The 13,335-nt window shown below is 73.1% G+C and carries 12 protein-coding genes; 4 read left to right on the top strand and 8 right to left on the bottom strand.

What is annotated here, in order from left to right; all coding sequences use genetic code 11:
• Positions 1–2: 2 nt before the first annotated feature.
• From B207_RS0112165 to B207_RS0112155, 3 genes are all read right to left on the bottom strand, one after another.
• A complete protein-coding gene (locus B207_RS0112165) occupies positions 3–1,151 on the bottom strand; it encodes a thiolase family protein (protein ID WP_026310973.1) in 1,149 nt (382 codons plus the stop codon).
• 126 nt (positions 1,152–1,277) lie between these two features.
• A complete protein-coding gene (locus tag B207_RS33625) occupies positions 1,278–2,525 on the bottom strand; it encodes a sensor histidine kinase (protein ID WP_018636808.1) in 1,248 nt (415 codons plus the stop codon).
• The gene (locus tag B207_RS0112155; RefSeq protein WP_018636807.1) at positions 2,522–3,181 is read right to left on the bottom strand and encodes a response regulator transcription factor; all 660 of its coding nucleotides are present in this window, start codon (positions 3,179–3,181) and stop codon (positions 2,522–2,524) included. The genes B207_RS33625 and B207_RS0112155 overlap by 4 nt, the downstream gene beginning before the upstream one ends.
• A gap of 193 nt (positions 3,182–3,374) precedes the next feature.
• Here B207_RS0112155 and B207_RS0112150 point away from each other — a divergent pair, with 193 nt between their 5' ends.
• Entirely contained in the window at positions 3,375–4,769 is a 1,395-nt protein-coding gene (locus tag B207_RS0112150; RefSeq protein ID WP_018636806.1) for a hypothetical protein, read from the top strand.
• Between the two features lie 54 nt (positions 4,770–4,823).
• Here the strand turns inward: B207_RS0112150 and B207_RS0112145 are convergent, their stop codons facing one another.
• Positions 4,824–5,978, bottom strand: a complete 1,155-nt coding sequence (locus B207_RS0112145; protein ID WP_018636805.1) for an acyl-CoA dehydrogenase family protein — start codon at positions 5,976–5,978, stop codon at positions 4,824–4,826.
• A gap of 88 nt (positions 5,979–6,066) precedes the next feature.
• Between B207_RS0112145 and B207_RS0112140 the strand changes: the two genes are divergently transcribed.
• Together B207_RS0112140 and B207_RS0112135 are read left to right on the top strand one after the other, a co-directional pair.
• The gene (locus B207_RS0112140; RefSeq protein WP_018636804.1) at positions 6,067–7,053 is read left to right on the top strand and encodes an AraC family transcriptional regulator; all 987 of its coding nucleotides are present in this window, start codon (positions 6,067–6,069) and stop codon (positions 7,051–7,053) included.
• A gap of 66 nt (positions 7,054–7,119) precedes the next feature.
• Positions 7,120–7,551 carry a VOC family protein gene (locus B207_RS0112135; protein ID WP_018636803.1) on the top strand — a complete coding sequence of 144 codons (432 nt, stop codon included), beginning with the start codon at positions 7,120–7,122 and terminating at the stop codon, positions 7,549–7,551.
• A 123-nt stretch (positions 7,552–7,674) separates the two neighbouring features.
• Here B207_RS0112135 and B207_RS0112130 read toward each other — a convergent pair whose 3' ends face one another.
• From B207_RS0112130 to B207_RS0112115, 4 genes are all read right to left on the bottom strand, one after another.
• The gene (locus B207_RS0112130) at positions 7,675–8,322 is read right to left on the bottom strand and encodes a DUF3592 domain-containing protein (RefSeq protein WP_154675290.1); all 648 of its coding nucleotides are present in this window, start codon (positions 8,320–8,322) and stop codon (positions 7,675–7,677) included.
• Positions 8,323–8,463: 141 nt separating this feature from the next.
• On the bottom strand, positions 8,464–10,326 hold the full coding sequence (locus B207_RS33620) for a carboxylesterase/lipase family protein (protein WP_230204979.1): 1,863 nt from the start codon (positions 10,324–10,326) through the stop codon (positions 8,464–8,466).
• Positions 10,327–10,602: 276 nt separating this feature from the next.
• Positions 10,603–10,809 carry a developmental transcriptional regulator BldC gene (gene bldC / locus B207_RS0112120; RefSeq protein WP_006540950.1) on the bottom strand — a complete coding sequence of 69 codons (207 nt, stop codon included), beginning with the start codon at positions 10,807–10,809 and terminating at the stop codon, positions 10,603–10,605.
• Between the two features lie 153 nt (positions 10,810–10,962).
• Positions 10,963–11,793: a hypothetical protein gene (locus B207_RS0112115; RefSeq protein ID WP_018636800.1), complete on the bottom strand. Its 831-nt coding sequence runs from the start codon at positions 11,791–11,793 to the stop codon at positions 10,963–10,965.
• 421 nt (positions 11,794–12,214) lie between these two features.
• Between B207_RS0112115 and B207_RS0112110 the strand changes: the two genes are divergently transcribed.
• Positions 12,215–13,330 carry a Leu/Phe/Val dehydrogenase gene (locus B207_RS0112110; protein WP_018636799.1) on the top strand — a complete coding sequence of 372 codons (1,116 nt, stop codon included), beginning with the start codon at positions 12,215–12,217 and terminating at the stop codon, positions 13,328–13,330.
• Positions 13,331–13,335: the final 5 nt, after the last annotated feature.

The following is a 13,335-nucleotide window of genomic DNA, read 5'->3' as shown; positions in this document are numbered from 1 at the left end:
GGTCACTCGGCGACGAGCTCGACGATCGCCGCGTTCGCGGTGCCACCGCCCTCGCACATGGTCTGCAGGCCGTAGCGAATGCCATTGTCGCGCATGTGGTGGATGAGCCGGGTCATCAGAATCGTGCCGGAGGCGCCGAGCGGGTGCCCGACCGCGATCGCGCCGCCGAGGGGGTTGACCGTCTTGATGTCCGCGCCCAGCTCGGCAAGCCAGGCCAGGGTGACCGAGGAGAACGCCTCGTTGACCTCGAAGGCACCGATGTCGCCGATGGACAGGCCGGCACGGGCGAGCACCTTCTGCGTCGCCGGAATGGGCCCGGTGAGCATCAGCACCGGGTCCGAGCCGACGACGGCGGCGCTGTGGTAACGCACGATCGGGCGCAGGCCCAGCTCACGGGCCCGCTCGGGGGTGGTGACCAGCACCGCGGAGGCACCGTCGGAGATCTGGGAGGAGTTGCCGGCGTGGATCAGGCCGTTCTCCTTCGCGACCGGCTTGAGCCCGGCGAGCTTCTCCGGTGTGGTGCCGCGGCGCAGGCCCTCGTCGGCGGTGAACGGCCCGGACTCGGTCGGCACCGCGAACGTCTGCTGTTCGAAGGCCCCGCCGTCGATCGCCGCCGCGGCCCGCTCGTGGCTGAGCGAGGCGTACTCGTCCAGCTGCCGGCGGGTGAAGCCCCAGCGCTCGGCGATCAGTTCCGCGCCGACGATCTGGTTGAACTCGAAGCCGTCGTAGCGGGCCTTGGCCGCCGGCCCGTACGGCTCACCCGACTGGCGGGTCGCGCCGAGCGGCACCCGGCTCATCGACTCGACCCCGCCGGCCACGACCAGATCCTGCGCACCGGCCATGACCGCGAACACGGCCTGGTCGAGCGCCTGCTGGCTGGAGCCGCAGGCCCGGTTGACCGTGACCGCGGGCACGGACTCGGGCCAGCCGGCGGCGAGCACCGCGTACCGGCCGACGTTGCTGGACTGGTCACCGACCTGGCCGACACACCCCCACTGGACGTCGTCGACGAGCACGGGGTCGATCCCGGTCCGGCTGATCAGCTCGTTGAGCGCCATCGCGGCGAGGTCCACGGGGTGCAAACCCGCCAGGGACCCGTTGCGCTTGCCGATCGGCGTGCGCACCGCCTCCACGATCACTGCTTCCCGCACGGCAGTCCCTCATCTCTCGTCCCGGTTCCAGGCGGCCTGCCCAACGGTGCCACAGTTCGCAGGCGGACGTCCCCGTTGCCCGGCCCGTCCCGGGGCCAGCCGTGACGAGACGCACAACCCCGCGCGTCAGGGCGCCGGCTCGGTCCCGCCGGTCGGCAGGCGCACCTGGACGTGCAGGCCGTCCGGGCGGGCCGGGCGCGCGGTGAAGGTGCCCGCGTGCGCCGCCACGACGGCGGCGACGACCGCGGTGCCCAGCCCGTGGCCGGCCGGGCGGCAGTCGGCCGGGCCCGGGTCACCGGTGAGCCTGCTGAACGGCCGCAGCAGCGCGGCGACGTCCTCGTCGGACAGCGGAGCGCCGGTGTTTGTGATCTCCAGCGTCGCCTCGGGGCCGGCGCGGTCGACGGCCACCACGACCGTGCCCCGCGGCCGGTTGTGCCGCACGGCGTTGCCGACCAGGTTGGTCACCATCGCGGTCAGCAGGGCCCGCTCGCCGTGGACCGGCAGCCGCGCCTCGGTCAGCCGCAGGTCGAGGCGGATACCAGCGCGCCCGGCCGCCTCCGCATGCTCGCCGACCACCTCGCCGACGACGTCGGCCAGGTCGACCGGACGCGCGTCGAACTGACCGGACTCCGCGCGGGCCAGCGCCAGCAGGCTTGACACCAGCGCCTCGGACCGCTCGACCGCGGCCACCGCGGCGCCGGCGACCAGCCGTTCCCGCTCCGAGCAGTCCGGCTGGGCCAACATCAGGTCCGCCTCCCCGCGCAGGCTGGCGAGCGGCGTCCGCAGCTCGTGCGAGACGAGCGCCGCGAACGCCCGCTGCGCGGCGAACGCCGCCTCGAGCCGGGCCAGCATGCCGTTGAACGCCCGCACCAGGTCGCGCACCTCGTCGTCCACACCCGGTGTCGGGATCCGCGCCCGCAGGTCACCCTCGGAGAGGGTCGTGGCGGCGGCGGTGACCTCCCGCATCGGGCGCAGTGCCCGGCGTGCGACGACCCACGCGCAGACACCCGCGACGACAGCTGTGACCACGAGGACGACGGCCGACCGGGTCAGCAGGGCCCGCAGCAGTTCGTCCCCGATCTCTCGGCGGATCCCGTCCAGGAAGTCGGACACCGACATTCCGTAGTTGTCCCGGAAACGGCGGTTGGTCGCCCGGTCCCGCCGCTCGGTTCCGGCCGCCGCCAGCAGCCGGGTCCGGTCGGTGCTGTCCAGCGGGGTGTAGAAGAAGTCTCTGACCAGCAGGTAGCCGAGGAGCAGCAGAGCACCGGTGATCACCACGGCGGGCGCGGTGATCAGCAGAGTCAGCCGCAGCCCGATCGTCGGCCGCGGCCACCGACGCCGCCGCACGCCGCCGACCGCGGCCGACGCGGTCACGGTGCCATCCGGTAGCCGACCCCGGTCACCGTCTCGACGAGCGGCGGACTGCCGAGCTTGCGGCGCAGCGTCATCACGGTGATCCGCACGGCGTTGGTGAACGGGTCGGCGTTGTCGTCCCACACCGACTCCAGGAGTTCCTCGGCGCTGACGACCGCACCGCGGGCGGCCAGGAGCGTCTCGAGCAGCCCGAACTCCTTGCGGGTCAGGCTCAGCACCCGGCCACCGCGGCGGACCACGCGGCGGGCCGGGTCCAGCTCGACGTCCGCCCAGCGCAGCGGCTCCGGCAGGGTGGGCGGCGGGCGTCGGCCGAGCACCCGGACCCGCGCGACGAGCTCGGCCATCGCGAAGGGCTTCGTCAGATAGTCCTCGGCGCCCAGCTCCAGGCCGTCCACCCGCTCCGCCACCGCGGCCGACGCGGTCAGCATCAGCACCCGCGCGGGATGGGAGTCCCGCCTGAGCCGGCGGCACACCTCGTCGCCGTGCAGCCGGGGCAGATCCCGGTCGAGCACGATGACCGGGTAGTCAACCAGCGTCGCCTTCTCCAGGGCGACGACACCGTCGTCGGCGCTGTCCACCGTCAGCCCCGCCGCCCGCAGGCCCCGGCGGATGACGTCCGCCAGCGGTTCGTCGTCCTCGACCACGAGCACCCGCATGGTGCCTCTCCCTTCGCCGCGCCGGCGCGGCGGCCGGACGGAAGGTGACCAGACGCGGGCCATACGCGCCGCCACCTACTGTGCCGAGCGGGCGTTCCGGTTACGTGAGAGAGCATCCGACCGCTGATTCCCACGGTTCCCCGGAGGCCCGTGACACCCGAGTTTCGAGCGACCATCGGGAGAGTGGCCCACTATGACCGCCCCGTCCGGCACGGGCATCAGCCCGGCTGATCCACCCACCGCCCCGCCGTACCAGCCGCCCCCGGACGGCACCTCAGGCGGTGACCAGAGCGTCAGCCAGAACGAGCGCCAGGATCAGGCCCGGGCCCGGGGCCGGTCGAGTCGGCTGGTGGTGGACATCGTCACCCTCACCACCATCGCGGCGGGAATCGTGCACCTGCCGATCGCCTTCGCGCACGGTGCCGACACCCTGGTCGGCGGCGGCATGGCCCTGACCGGAGCCGTGCAGGTCACGCTCGCGCTGGCGCTGTGGGCGCAGCCCGGACGGCTGATCGCCGCCGCCGTCACCGCGGTGAACCTGGGCGCCGCGGTGGTGCTGGCCCTGGCGCACACCACCGGCGCGCCGCTGCCCGGCCTGGCGGAGCCGGAGGCGTTCGACGCCCAGGGGGTCGCGGTGCTCGGCCTGGAGGCGGTCGCCGTCCTCGCCGGCCTGCTGCTGCTCGCCGCGGTGACCGGGCCGGACCGGGCCCGGTTGTGGGTCGCCCCGGTGACCGCGGTGGCCGTGCTGGCCGTGGCCGCCCCGGCCGGAGCGACCGGCGGCGGCCACTCGCACTCCCACGCCGACGGCGGGCACGACCACGGCGGCTCAGCCCTGGTCATGGATCGCTATCAGGCGTTCACGGCGGACATGACGCAGGCGCAGATCGACATGGCGATGCGCAACAGCAAGGAATGGCTCGTCACCGAGGTCCTCCGGCGCAACCCCGACGGGCCGGGCCGGGATCAGATCGCCCCACTGGTCGACGAGGGCGTCGAGGCCATGGTGCGATCGGGTGAGGGCAACGGCGGGCACGGACACTCCGGTCCCGCGGCCTGGGAACCGGTCACCGACCCCGCCACGAGGGCCACCCTCACCACCCAGCTGGAGCAGTCCCGCGCGGCGGCGCTCGCGCTGCCGACGGCCGCCGACGCCCTGGCAGCCGGCTACATCCAGGTGACGCAGTACCTGCCGGGCATCGGCGCGCACTACCTGAGCATCGCGAACGTGCGGGACGGCCGCCTCGACGCGGCGAAGCCCGAGATCCTGCTGTACGGCTCGAACCGCCGGGACGCGCCCGTGGTCGGGGTGAGCTACCTGCAGCAGTCCACCCCGGACGCCGAGCCGTCCGGCTTCGCCGGGCCGAACGACGACTGGCATTACCACGATTCGCTGTGCTCGGTGAAGGGCATGGTCGTCCCGCTGGTGAACCCGGACGACTGCGCCACCGTCGGCGGCCGGTCCCGCGCGGGCGTCAGCGCCAACCAGGCCTGGATGATGCACGCCTGGGTCGTCCCGGGCTGGGAGAGCCCCTGGGGGCTGTTCAGCAGTGAGAACCCGGAGCTGACCCTGGCAGTCGGCGAGGCCTGAGCCCGTGCCCGGGGTGCGTGCCCGGGGTGCGTGCCCGGAAGGCGCACCCCGGGATCAGCCGTCGAGGCCACCGCGGCGGACGAGCTGGCTGACGATGACGTTGCGCTGGATCTCGTTGGTGCCCTCACCGACAATCATCAGGGGCGCGTCCCGGAAGTAGCGCTCGACGTCGAACTCGGTCGAGTAGCCGTAGCCGCCGTGGATGCGGACGGCGTTCAGCGCGACCTCCATCGCGGTCTCGGACGCGAACAGCTTCGCCATGCCCGCCTCCAGATCGCAGCGCTCGCCGCTGTCATGGCGGCGGGCGGCGTACAGCAGCAACTGCCGGGCGGCGGTGATCCGGGTGCCCATGTCCGCCAGATAGTTGCCGATGGACTGGTGCCGCCAGATCGGCTGGCCGAAGCTCTCCCGCTCCTGGGCGTAGCGCAGCGCATCGTCGAACGCCGCCCGCGCGACGCCGGTCGCCCGGGCGGCGACCTGGATTCGCCCGATCTCCAGCCCGGTCATCATCTGCGGGAACCCGTGGCCCTCCGCCCCGCCGAGCAGGGCGTCGGCGGGCACCCGGGCGTCGTCGAAGACGAGCTCGCAGCTCTCCACACCCTTGTAGCCCAGTTTGGGGAGGTCCCGGGAGACGGTGAAGCCCTCGACCTTCTCGACCAGCAGGATGCTCATCCCCCGGTGCGGGGGTGTCGCGTCCGGGTCGGTGCGGCACAGCAGCGCCACCAGACCGGACCGGCGCGCGTTCGTGATCCAGGTCTTGGTGCCGTTGATCAGATAGCCGCCGGCGTCAGGACGAGCCACCGTCCGCATGGCCTGCAGATCCGATCCACCGCCCGGTTCGGTCAGGGCCATGGTGGCCCGCAGCTCCCCGGTGGCCATCCGCGGCAGATAGCGCCGCCGCTGATCCTCGGTGCCGAAGGCCGAGATCAGCTTCGCGACGACGCTGTGGCCGCCCATCGCCCCGGCCAGGCTCATCCAGCCACGCGCCAGCTCCTCGGTGACCATGGCGTAGCAGGGGGTGGAGACCTTCCCGAACCCGTACGGCTCGGGCACCGCCAGCCCGAACACGCCGAGCTCCTTCATCTGCCCGATGAGCCGCTCGGGATAGGTGTTCGCATGCTCCAGCTCCCGGACGACCGGCCGCACCTCTCGGTCGACGAAGTCGCGGACGGTGGCAACGATCGCCTGCTCCTCGGCGGACAGCTCCATCCGACCAGTCTGGCGCACCCCCCGGCCGGGCCGTCCCCGTCGCGTGGCGCACCGGACAAACTCCGCGCCGGATGTCGACACTGAGACGGTGGAGCAGGTGGACGAGCACGTCCGGATCGCGCCGGCGGCGGCGCTGCGCCCCTACGTGGCCTGGTACAGCGGGTACCGCCAGCGGGGCCTGCCCCCCGCGGCCCACCGCGGCCTGCCCTCGCCCGCCCTGACTCTGATCTTCACTCTGGACGAACCACTGGTCCTGCTCACACCGCCCACACCAGCGGCACGAGCGGTACCCCCGGCACCAGCGGTGCCGGCGCCGTCTGCCCGGAGCTTCGACTCCCTGGTGGCCGGCCTGCACATGACACCCGCGCTGATCAGCCACCAGGGGGCCCAGTCCGGCGTCCAGCTGGCGCTGCGTCCGCTCGGCGTCCGCGCGCTGCTCGGGCTGCCCGCCGGAGCGCTGGCCGCACACGACCTCCACGCCGAGGAGGTTCTGGGCACCGCCGGCCGCCGCCTTTCGGATCGGCTGCGGGAGGCGCCGGGCTGGCCCGAGCGGTTCGCTGTTCTCGACGCGGAACTCGCCCGCCTCGCCTGGTCCGACCGCCGGATCGACCGGGAGGTGCGGCCCGAGATCCGGCACGCCTGGAGCCTGCTGCGCCACCACGGCGGCGGCGTCGCCGTGTCCACGCTGGCCGCCGAGGTCGGCTGGAGCACCCGCCATCTGGGCTCCCGTTTCCAGGCCGAGATCGGGCTCTCCCCGAAGGCCGCCGGACGGGTGATCCGGTTCGACCGGGCCAGGCGGGTGCTGGCCGGTTGGGCCGCCGGACAGGCGGCCCGACAGGCGGCTGAACGGGGCACGCGGAGCAGCCCCGGGTGCGGGCCGCGACCGTCGCTGACCCTGGCCGATCTGGCGGCCGCGTGCGGGTACTTCGACCAGGCGCATCTCGCCCGCGAGTTCCGCGCGCTCGCCGGCTGCACCCCGAGTGGCTGGCTCGCCGAGGAGTTCCGAAACGTCCAAGCCGGCAGCTACGGCTACGACGAAGTATTGGACGGGCCGGGGTCGGCCAGGCCCCGCTGATCACAGCCGATCACAGCCGATCGGACTGCGATCGCCCTGACCGACACGAGGGGACCCGAAGCAATCATGAGCGACTCCGCACCCCCGCCCCAGGTCTGGCCCTGTCTGCGGGCCCGCGACGCCCGGGCGCTGATCGACTTCCTCGCCGCGGCCTTCGGCTTCGAAGAGATCGTCTGCTACGGCGAGACCGCCGCGTCGCCGGAATCCCCCGCCCGTGTTGACCATGCCGAGCTCGCCTGGCCGGAGGGCGGGGGGATCATGCTGGGCACTGTCCGCGGCGGTGCTGATGACCCGTTCGCGTTGGGCCCGGGAACCTTCGGCGCCTATGTCGTCACCGCCGATCCGGACGGGCTGTGTGCCCGGGCCCGCGCCGCGGGCGCCCGGATCACCGTCGAGCTCCACGACACCGACTACGGGTCACGCGACTTCGCCGCCCGGGACCCCGAGGGCAACCTGTGGTCCTTCGGCACCTACCCGGGCGCGCCCCGCAAGGACTGACGGCCGGCGTCGGCCGCCGCCTGCCGCCGCGGCGGCGGCCACCTGACACGGCGCACGGCGCCCCCGATGCCGGACGGCGCCGACGTGCCCGGCGCGCAGAGTGCGCAGGGTGCGCGGCGCGTCTCAGCCCATCGCGTCGATCGCGACGATCTCACCCAGGATGATCAGGAAATAGACGAGACAGCACAGGACAAGCCGGGCGACGGCCAGGAAAAGCAGTGCCCCTCCAGCCGGTCCCCAGGCCGTCCGCCGTGGCCACCACGGGTCATGGCGCACTGTCACCCGCTCCCCCACCCCCGCAGGTCGCACGGTCATCCAGCAGGACCGGGTTGCACCCTGTGCGGTGGTGAAGCGCACCTTGACTCGCTTCCAGCCAGGATCCAGGAATCCGAGCCTGGACAGGCGCACGACGACACCGTCGACGACCAGCCCATGACGCGCCACCCGCACCTGTTCGCGGAACTCCGCCCCAGCCCGCACCACGACGACGAACGCCGCGGCCAGGATCAGCGACACCAGGCTGCCCTCACGCACCGCGTGCGCGTGCGCGAGCACGAGGACGAGGACGAATGCTGCGACAACCGCCTCCCCCACCAACCAGGCCACGTTGTTCGCCAGGGCACCGACCGTGCGCTCTGGCACCCTGGTCCGCTCGCGCCGTTCACCATCACGATCGGTGATGACGTCCGCGTCTGTCAGCCGCCGCGGGAGCTGCTGGCGATCTCTCCTTCCGATGCCAGTAGTGGCCGCGCCCTGGTTGTCTGCCGACACCGGCCGATTGTTCCGCATACCGCCCGGCCCGCCGCGTCTGAGGAGGGCTGTCCCATCAGCAGGAACGGCCAACAGCAGGAACGGCCAGCGGCCGGCGGTCGCTGCAAACGGCCGGTCCGTGCGGGTCGGCCGTCGGCGGGCTCAGCCCCAGATCTCGCAGTGGTGTGCCGCGGTGTAGCCGGTATCTGCTTCGATCGTGCCCGGCTGGAGCACCAGCCGGTCGGGTGAGGGCGGGATAGGCGTCACCGGCCAGGTGGGCCAGATCGGCAGCGGGCCGGTGGAGGAGGCCGCGTTCGGATCACCGGCTGCCGCGAACCGGGTCCAGTAGTCGATCATTGCGGCCGACAGGTCACGCTGGTCCGGGGTCAGCGACGGCCCTGCCGACGGTCCCCCGGCGAACCCCGCGGGACCGGACGACGTCGGCGATCCAGACGATCCGGATGATCCGGTCGGGAACAGGTAGGGCAGCTCCGCGGCGTGCGTGGCCCCCGGGTTCACGCCGGCGATGACCGGCGTCAGGCCGGGGACGTCGAACTCGTACCCGTACACCCGCGAGCCGGTCCGGGTGAACAGGTCAGCCGAGCGGGCGGTCGGGCAGGCGAAGAGCCGGTCCGTGATCACCTGGGCGAGGCGCTCGCGGGGCGGCACCGCGCCGGGCGGATAGGCCGCGAGGACGGCGTCCGCCCTGTCCGGCATCTGTTCCCGGACGATCTGGGTGAAGCGTTCGGCGGTCAGTTCCCGACCCGGGTCGAAGTTGGCGGTGAAGGCACGCCCCTCGTCCCGCACGGTCCCGACGATGACCGGTATGCGGTCCGCCGCACCCTCGGCGATCGCCTCCCCCGGGGGCCGGGGCAGGGTCAGGCTCCCGGTCACCGGAGCCCACCTGGGCGAGGTCAGGACATCCGCCTGGCCGCCCATGTCGAGCACCCGCTCCACCGGGGTGGCCCGCAGGCAGCCGAGCACGGTGGCCGGGTCGGTACAGCCCAGTTGGGCGGCGAACGCCTCGCCGGTGCGCTCGGCCGCCGCCATCGAGGGATACGGCCACAGGCACGGACCGCTCTGCATGACCGCCCGTTGGACCAGTCCGCGTGCGGACGGCGCGGCCAGCACCGCACAGACGTTCACCGAACCGGCCGACTCACCGAAGATCGTGATGTTTCCCGGGTCACCGCCGAAGGCGGCGGCGTTGTCCCGGACCCAGCGCAGCGCAGCGATGATGTCCGCGACCGCGTAGGAGCCGGCGTCACCGCCCGATTCGGTGGTCAGCGCCGGCAGCGCGAGCTGGCCGAGCGCCCCGAGCCGGTAGTTCACCCCGACGAGCACCGCGGGCCCGCCGGCCGCGAGTGCCGACATGTCGACCTCGTTGGCCGAGCCGGCCGCGAAGCCGCCACCGTGGATCCACACCAGCACCGGCCGCCGGCCCTCCCCGGTGCGAGCGGTCGCGCTCGCACCGGCGCTGGCTCCGCCACTGACTCCAGCACTGGCCCCAGTGCTGGCTCCGGTACTGGCTCCGGTACTGCCGCCCGTGCTCGTAGTGCCCGCCGCGGCGACCGTGGCCGTCGGGACGACCGTGGCCGTCGGGGCGGTCACGTTGACGAACAGGCAGTCCTCGCTGGCGGCGGCCGCCAGCGCATCGGTCTGCGGGCACGGATGGCCCCGCACCGACCCGTCACGGACTCCCTGCCACGGCACCGGCGGCGCCGGTGCCCGCCAGCGGAGATCCCCGACCGGGGGCGCCGCGTAGGGGATGCCGTAGAAGGAGGCGACATCACCGGTGACAACCCCGCGGACCTCGCCGCCGGTGGTCGCGACCACCGGCGCGGGCACGGCTCCCAGGCCGCCCGGAGGCTCGGCCGATCCGCCTCGGCCGCCGTTGCAGGCGCCGCAGAGAACCGCCACCGCCAGGAACAGCGGCAGGAGCATCCCCGCCAGCCTCGTCGAGCTCTGCCCCGTCGAGCCCTGCCCCGTCGAGCCCTGCCCTGCCGCGCCCGGTCCCCCTGCCATGGCGGACAGCCTCACCGGCGCCGCGGCGCGACGCAAGATCACACGTCTAATCCTTACACGTGCGCCGAAAACGTACGAAACCGACGGGCAGCGTGGCTGCTGCCCGTCGGTTTCGACACGCGAACCACCACCGCCCTCCCGGAGCGGTGGAAAATATCGCTATGGGACGTCCGCTCAGGTGGCGGTTCCGGCCTTGGGGCTCGAAGCCCGGCCGGGCCGCCGCCGAACGCCTGGACTTACCAGGACGCCTCCATCAGCGCCGAGTCGGCGCCGGTCTCAGATGTCGCTACCGATGCTCGGAACCCCCTTCAGCAGGGCCCGCACCTCGGCCTCGCGGTACCGGCGGTGCCCGCCCAGAGTCCGGATCGAGGTCAGCTTTCCGGCCTTCGCCCACCTGGTCACGGTCTTCGGGTCCACCCGAAACATCGTGGCAACTTCGGCGGGCGTCAGCAGCGGCTCGGCATCCGGCGTTCTCGTCGTCATTTGCGTTGGCCTCCCGTCACAGAGCGTCGCTCCGTCCCATACAGATCGTGCATCCTTCGGGGGCATTTCGGACATGGCACGTCAGGACCATCTGCTGACTAGTCACAGCTCGTCCGAAGCGGAGTGCAACGCTGCGCTAACAGGAGGCGCCGATCAGCTGGCGGATTCCCGTGACTGCAGGGGTCTCCACCTGATCAGCACGCGTTCGTACGCCTCGACCGCAAGGTCTGTTCGCCCTCGGCGTAACGCACTGACCGCTTCGACGATGTCCTCGACCGAGGTGTCCCGTCGAAGCATGTCGTCGTCGAGCAGGTCAACTAGTCCGTCGTAGTCCAGTTCAACCCTGCTCTGCGGATGGAAGGACCCCAGCCAACGGGCCAGCTCGGCGACGCCTTCGATCGCGGGGACGTTCGCGGTCCCCGACCGGAGGGTCTCCATCGCCTCCACCGCGCGGCCGATCCGGCGGCGGGCGAGGCTCATCGTCGTCCGATAGATCATGGAACGGTCGGCGTTGTCGCCGGTGATCAGTGCGCGCTCGGCCGGGTCGAACAGCACGAACCAGGTCGGGGGCACCATCCAGGTACAGGTCTGGACATGCAGCTTGATCTCGGGCCGGCGCGCCTTCCACCGATCGAGCTCGACCTCGGCCGGGTCCGCCAGCCGGCGCGGCAGGAACGCCTCCGCGACCCGCTCCGGCATCTGCCCCCGGAACTCCCTGGCCGCCTGCCACACGCGCAGCTGCGTCGACCACGGGCAGACGAACATCAGTCCGTCCACCCACTGGATGAACGCGGACTCGTCGGCGACATCCAGCGACGGCCGGACGGTGGCCACCAGCGCCACCACCCGTTCGCGCCGGGCACCCGCACGGCTCGAGGGCGGGCCGGACGCGGCGTAGCGCTGCCACCGCACCCGGTCGGAGGGCGGGAAGGCCGCCAGTGGCTCGTAGATCCGCAGGTACGCCGCGGGCGAGACGACGGGCACCCTAGAACCCGGCATGGGCGGGACTGGCTGCCGGCACGGCGGCGACCGGACCGGTCGCCCGCCGGCAGGGCACCGGTACGGGTGCTGACATGCCCCTGGATGCTGGCATGCCTCCGATCCTGGCACGGACCAGGGGCGGGACGGGCCGGACGGCGGTGAGAGGTCCGGCATCTCGCCGGCCTGGCCCGGTGAACTGTTTCCGGGCGGGTGCCGCCCACCCACCGAAAGGCCACTGCCCTCGCGCGGACGGGGGGTGGCCGCGTGCGCGCGCTGCGCGCCGGCGCGGCGGGAGGCGAAGCGGGAGGCCCGTATGTTCGGCCGGAAACGACTGGCGGAGCCCGCGGCCCCGCGCCCTGCCCCGCCCCCTCCGCGGCCCGCACACCGCACCGCACCGCACCGCCCGCGGAGAGGAGAGGCAGCCATGTCATCGGAGGTCGACACGCCCACGGTGGCCTCATCGGTGTTCGGCGCCGGCGCGGAGCACGAGCAGGTGATGTTCTGCTCCGATCAGGCCAGTGGCCTGCGCGCCATCATCGCGGTCTACTCGACCGCGCTCGGGCCGGCGCTCGGCGGCACCCGGTTCCACGCCTATCCGGACGAGGCGTCCGCACTGGCCGACGCCCTCGCACTCTCCCGCGCGATGGCCTACAAGGCCGCCTGCGCCGGCCTGGATCTCGGCGGCGGCAAGGCGGTGATCCTCGGCGACCCGTCGCGCGACAAGAGCGAGGCGCTGCTGCGGGCCTACGGGCGGTTCGTCGCCTCCCTCGGCGGCCGGTACATCACCGCCTGCGACGTGGGTACCTACGTCGAGGACATGGACGTGGTGGCCCGTGAGACCCGCTGGGCGACAGGCCGGTCGCCCGCCCACGGCGGCTCGGGAGACTCGGGTGTGCTCACCGCCTACGGCGTCTTCCAGGGCATGCGCGCCTGTGCCCGGCACCGATGGGGGACACCGGAGCTGACCGGCCGCCGGGTTGCCGTCAGCGGGGTCGGCAAGGTCGGTCAGCGCCTCGTGGAGCACCTGGTGGACGCCGGGGCGGCAGTCCTGGTCGGCGACACCGATCCGGCCGCCGTACGGCGCGTCCTGGCCCGGCATCCCGAGGTCCGGGCGGTCGCCGACCCCGGAGAGCTGATCCGGGCGGACGTCGACATCTACGCCCCCTGCGCGCTGGGCGGCGTGCTGGACCACGACGTCGTGCCGCGGATGCGGGCGGGGATCGTCTGCGGCGGCGCCAACAACCAGCTCGCCGACCCCGGGGTCGCCAAGGTGCTCGCCGACGCGGGCGTGCTGTACGCGCCGGACTTCGTGGTCAACGCGGGCGGCCTCATCCAGGTCGCCGACGAGATCGAGGGGTACTCCCCGGAACGGGCCAGGGCACGCGCCGGCCGGATCTTCGACACGACCGGGGACGTCCTTCGGCTGGCGGAGGCGGAGGGCGTCACGCCGGAGGTCGCCGCGGGCCGGTTCGCCCGGCGCCGGATGGCCGATATCGGCCGTCTGCGGGGCATCCTCGTCCCCGGCCCGATACTCCCGTGACCGGC

This window comes from Parafrankia elaeagni (assembly GCF_000374165.1).
Taxonomy (GTDB): domain Bacteria; phylum Actinomycetota; class Actinomycetes; order Frankiales; family Frankiaceae; genus Parafrankia; species Parafrankia elaeagni.
The sequence above is the reverse complement of the archived record's forward strand: the minus strand, read 5'-3'. Positions and strand labels throughout refer to the sequence as shown.

Coding starts and splice junctions, on each gene's coding strand:
- B207_RS0112155 (WP_018636807.1), bottom strand. CDS start 3,181: ATGCGGGTGCTCGTGGTCGAGGACGACGAACCGCTGGCGGACGTCATC.
- B207_RS0112150 (WP_018636806.1), top strand. CDS start 3,375: ATGACCGCCCCGTCCGGCACGGGCATCAGCCCGGCTGATCCACCCACC.
- B207_RS0112145 (WP_018636805.1), bottom strand. CDS start 5,978: ATGGAGCTGTCCGCCGAGGAGCAGGCGATCGTTGCCACCGTCCGCGAC.
- B207_RS0112135 (WP_018636803.1), top strand. CDS start 7,120: ATGAGCGACTCCGCACCCCCGCCCCAGGTCTGGCCCTGTCTGCGGGCC.
- B207_RS33620 (WP_230204979.1), bottom strand. CDS start 10,326: ATGGCAGGGGGACCGGGCGCGGCAGGGCAGGGCTCGACGGGGCAGGGC.
- bldC (WP_006540950.1), bottom strand. CDS start 10,809: ATGACGACGAGAACGCCGGATGCCGAGCCGCTGCTGACGCCCGCCGAA.
- B207_RS0112110 (WP_018636799.1), top strand. CDS start 12,215: ATGTCATCGGAGGTCGACACGCCCACGGTGGCCTCATCGGTGTTCGGC.